7 protein-coding genes are annotated in these 4,099 nt (G+C 44.2%); 6 read left to right on the forward strand and 1 reads right to left on the reverse strand.

Annotated elements, in window-relative coordinates; all coding sequences use genetic code 11:
* The 6 genes from ACXAC4_RS18180 to ACXAC4_RS18205 form a co-directional block, all read left to right on the forward strand.
* The coding region (locus ACXAC4_RS18180; RefSeq protein ID WP_475164354.1) for a glycosyltransferase at nt 1-691 on the forward strand (691 nt) is incomplete at its 5' end.
* Nucleotides 691-960, forward strand: a complete 270-nt coding sequence (locus tag ACXAC4_RS18185) for a hypothetical protein (RefSeq protein WP_475164358.1) — start codon at nt 691-693, stop codon at nt 958-960. The genes ACXAC4_RS18180 and ACXAC4_RS18185, both read left to right, overlap by 1 nt.
* A gap of 54 nt (nt 961-1,014) precedes the next feature.
* Nucleotides 1,015-1,287 (forward strand): hypothetical protein, encoded by a 273-nt coding sequence (locus ACXAC4_RS18190; protein WP_475164362.1) that lies wholly within the window; start codon nt 1,015-1,017, stop codon nt 1,285-1,287.
* A 595-nt stretch (nt 1,288-1,882) separates the two neighbouring features.
* The gene (locus ACXAC4_RS18195) at nt 1,883-2,479 is read left to right on the forward strand and encodes an OmpW/AlkL family protein (protein WP_475058132.1); all 597 of its coding nucleotides are present in this window, start codon (nt 1,883-1,885) and stop codon (nt 2,477-2,479) included.
* 229 nt (nt 2,480-2,708) lie between these two features.
* Entirely contained in the window at nt 2,709-2,975 is a 267-nt protein-coding gene (locus ACXAC4_RS18200; protein ID WP_475164367.1) for an outer membrane beta-barrel protein, read from the forward strand.
* Nucleotides 2,962-3,279, forward strand: coding sequence for an outer membrane protein (locus ACXAC4_RS18205; RefSeq protein WP_475164370.1), 318 nt, complete (start codon nt 2,962-2,964; stop codon nt 3,277-3,279). Before ACXAC4_RS18200 ends, ACXAC4_RS18205 begins: the two co-directional genes overlap by 14 nt.
* 428 nt (nt 3,280-3,707) lie before the next feature.
* Here ACXAC4_RS18205 and ACXAC4_RS18210 read toward each other — a convergent pair whose 3' ends face one another.
* Nucleotides 3,708-4,046 carry a hypothetical protein gene (locus ACXAC4_RS18210; protein ID WP_475164375.1) on the reverse strand — a complete coding sequence of 113 codons (339 nt, stop codon included), beginning with the start codon at nt 4,044-4,046 and terminating at the stop codon, nt 3,708-3,710.
* Nucleotides 4,047-4,099: the final 53 nt, after the last annotated feature.

Genomic DNA, 4,099 nt, shown 5'->3' on the forward strand with positions numbered 1-4,099 from the left:
CTATACCAATAGAGCCGAAAATAGTATTCGCGAAAAACAAGCCTTTCATCCGATTCTCAATAATGATCAGACTGGTTGCCCTATTTACTATCGTCGCCGCTTTAATAATGCCGAGCGAAAAGCGGGGAATGTTTCAGACTGGGTAACCCGTTTTGGCGCTGAATATGAGTGCATGATTGTACTTGATGCGGATAGCTTGATGAGTGCAGAGTGCTTAATGTCTATGGCTCGTCGTATGGCGGCAGAACCTACCTTAGGCTTAATCCAAACACTTCCAACGATTATACGTGCCGATACGCTCTACAGCCGAATTCAGCAATTCGCCAATCAATGTTTTGGACCAATTTATGCCGCAGGATTAACAACTTGGCACGGTAACGCTTCGAATTTCTGGGGCCATAACGCCATTATCCGAACTCGCGCCTTCGCTGAAGCTTGTGGTTTACCCATCCTTCCTGGTAAAGCACCATTTGGCGGACATGTCATGAGTCACGACTTTATAGAAGCCGCACTCTTGCGCCGGGCTGGATGGGGCGTTGCTTTGATACCGATTTACAGGCCTCATATGAAGAGGCGCCGCCATCACTTATTGACGTCATGGTTCGCGACCGTCGTTGGTGTCAGGGTAACTTGCAGCACAAAGCATTTGTTCCAGCTGAAGGCCTACACTTCGTCTCTCGAATGCACTTGATGACGGGCATATTCTCCTACTTCAGTGCTGTTTTTTGGTTTGCACTGATTGCCGTCGGTTTTGCTCTTGCGGTGCAAGCCTACTTTGTCAGACCTGAGTATTTTAACAATTTATCGCTTTTCCCAACCTGGCCGGTATTTGACTTTGAAAAGGCACGCTCGTTATTCATTGTCTCCATGGCGTTAGTATTAGCCCTGAGTTTTATGGCTGGGTTAATGCGATGCTACATTGGCGTGTTTGCCGTCAGTTTGGCGGGCCGATTATGCTGACCATAGATACACTGCTGGAAGTGCTCATTTCGGCCCTTTACGCACCTGATTTTGATGTTCTCACAATTTTTAGTTGTAGTAGACGTATTGAAAGGTCGAGACAGTGGCTGGAAGCCGCAGTCCCGAGATGACGGTGCGAACCGCTGGCCTGAGGCAGCACGTGCGCACATTTACCATACATTGTTTGGTATGTTACTTGCGGCCAGCGCCTACTTTTTGAGCCCACAACTATTTTATTGGTCGCTACCTATTTCATTTGGATTGATTTTCTCAATTCCCCTTTCTTGGTTAAGTGGTGGCTCTAAACGAGGTGAACTTGCTCGCTAGATTGGGGCTGTTGAAAGGTCCAGAGGAACGTAGGCCAAGCAAAATCGTAAGCTTGTTAGAGCAACATATTTCGAGACTCGAGCATCACGCAAGCAGCTCTAATACTCTAAAAAGACTATGTCGATAACAGAGAATTTTACTATTGGCACCTTGCTCAACTCCCTGAGCTTGAAAACAAACAGTTTGATAGACATAAGGTATGCGCTGCATGGCAAATCGAACACAGTGACTCTATTGATGCACTTTATGAACATATCAATGAAAAAAGAGCTACTATCTATTCTGAAGCATCGATCTTTATTTTTGCGCTTACAAAAGTTTTTACCGGCAACATCTGACAAAGCCCATAGTGGTTCTGCACTTGGATAAATACCTGCCAGCCACTGAATGGTGGCTGGCGGTCCCCATTCGCGCATAATTTCTCATTTTTACGCGCAAACCTCTACAGCGATATCCTTTTCATGACATAGATTAATAGAATCCATGAAACCATCGCACGTATCCGTCGAAAACTAACCTAGATCAATTTCTTTTTTTTGTGTAGGCGTATGGTGAGCACATCTTATTTGATTTGCACCCACTAGGAGACATGGATATGAAATCTGTAACTAAATTCGCCTTACTTTCTGCTGCTTTAATCAGTGCACCAGTCATGGCACATGAAGCGGGCGATATGTTTATTCGTGGCGGTTTGGTAAACGTTATGCCAAATGCTGATGATCATACTGGAATTGGTCTTGATGTTGACAGTAACCTTCAAGTAGGTCTAACTGGCACTTATATGTATAGCGACAATATTGGTGTTGAACTCCTAGTTGCGACACCTTTTACTCATGATATTGAAGCTGGTGGCTCAGACATTGGTGAGACGTCTCATTTGCCACCATCTCTGATGGGACAATACTACTTTGGCACTGCAAGCAGTGATGTACGTCCATATCTAGGTGCTGGTTTTAACTACACAGTGTTCTTTGAAGAAAAGCTAGATTCCGGTGCTAAACTAGAATTAGCTGACTCTTTTGGCCTCGCTTTCCAAGCAGGTCTGGATTACAACATTTCCGAAAACTTATTCGTAAACGCATCAATTTGGTACATGGATATCAATACTGACGTTACTATTAATGGTAATGATGTTGGTGATCTAGACATCGACCCAGTTTCTGTAATGGCGAGCATTGGTTACACTTTCTAAACAGCAAAACAATCAACTCTCCCCTTTTAAAAGCCTCAACCTTTGGTTGAGGCTTTATCGTTTCTGTCTGTCAAGAAAACTCAAAAAGTAACGCTTTGTGATAGCTTGTAGCACGTAAACAGAATAAAACGCACAAAAATATTGAAGTTAGCACTACTCGCATTTACTCCCTAATCAATCTGATGAACACTGAATTCGTTCTTACAAATTGGTCACAAGGAGTAATACAATGAAAAAAGTTATGCCAATCATCGCGAGTACCATTGCCCTTTCATCGTTTGCGGGAGTAGCTCACGCAGAAGATTGGAGTACGAACGAAAGCGGCCTATACATTGGTGGTAACTACGGCTATTTAAAAGTTGATAGCGACGATGACTTTGATGACAACAATGATGTATGGCAAGGCCTTATTGGTTATCGTTTTAGTGAGTTCTTTGCTCTGGAAGGTGGCTACACTGTACTTCGGTTCTTACGGTGGCAGCTTGGCAAATGCTGAAACGGATGGTTACAGTGCGGCCCTTAAAGGAATACTACCTTTAACCGATTCTATTGAGTTTTTCGCTAAAGCTGGTCAAATTTGGTATGACACAGACTATTCCGTTGGTGGCGTAACAGGAAGTACAGATGATGAAGCACTGTTCGCAGGCGCGGGCTTGAACTTTAAACTGTCTGAGCAGTTACTGCTTAATGCTCAATACACTTGGTACGATGCCGAGCTAAGCGCTGATGACTTAGACGAAGACAGTGACTTTGACACCAACTTTAACCAAGCGAGTGTTGGTGTTGAGTACCGCTTCTAAGCAACCCATCAAGCAATAAAGAGGGCCCTTTACTGGGCTCTCTTTCGTTTACGCAATGTTTTTCACATGACTGTATAAACGGAAGCCTGCAATGAGTCCTACCATAGCGCAACCGAATCCAAATCAACTCTCTCGGCAAAGAAGACCAAGACAGCAACATCCCTACCAGTACATTACCTATAAATGCGGCCAAACCACCGACACACGAATACATCCCGTAATAGCTACCCAGCTCAGATCTAGAGCAAAATTTTGGTACGTAGGAGCCTAGTAATGGTAGGACAAGCATTGAGCCAACACTGAACACAGCAGCGTACAGAACAAAGTTCGCACCAGGGAGGAATGTCGTGTTTGGTAAAAACAGCAAATAAGAGTCCCCATCAGTACAAGCCCCAAGCCCATCGCTTTGGCACTTCCTATGGTCTGGCTCACCAGCGACTAATAGGTAATTGAAAACATATTCCCAAAATAGATGAGGTCATAAACACCCAAGTAATCACCCTTGAGTCCAATGCTCGCGTTTCGACTTCGTTTGGCAAGGCTAAATACAATTGATGGAAAAATAAGTGGAACGCACAGGCATAAGCGATGAACTTCATAAACGCTGTGTTTTGAAGCACGTCTAACCAGTGCTGCCAAAACGCACCTTCATTGCGACTTCGTTTTTCTTGATCAGCCAATTCAGGTAAAAAGCGCCACTGGATTAAGAACAGGCTGAAAAATAACAGTGCGGCTCCAAAACCCACCCACATAAAGTCTATGGTCACTAACATAATCCCTAGGTGCTGATCTCTTGACACTGCACGAGGAACTTAACCTT

This window comes from Pseudoalteromonas sp. AWM4_233 (assembly GCF_056158285.1).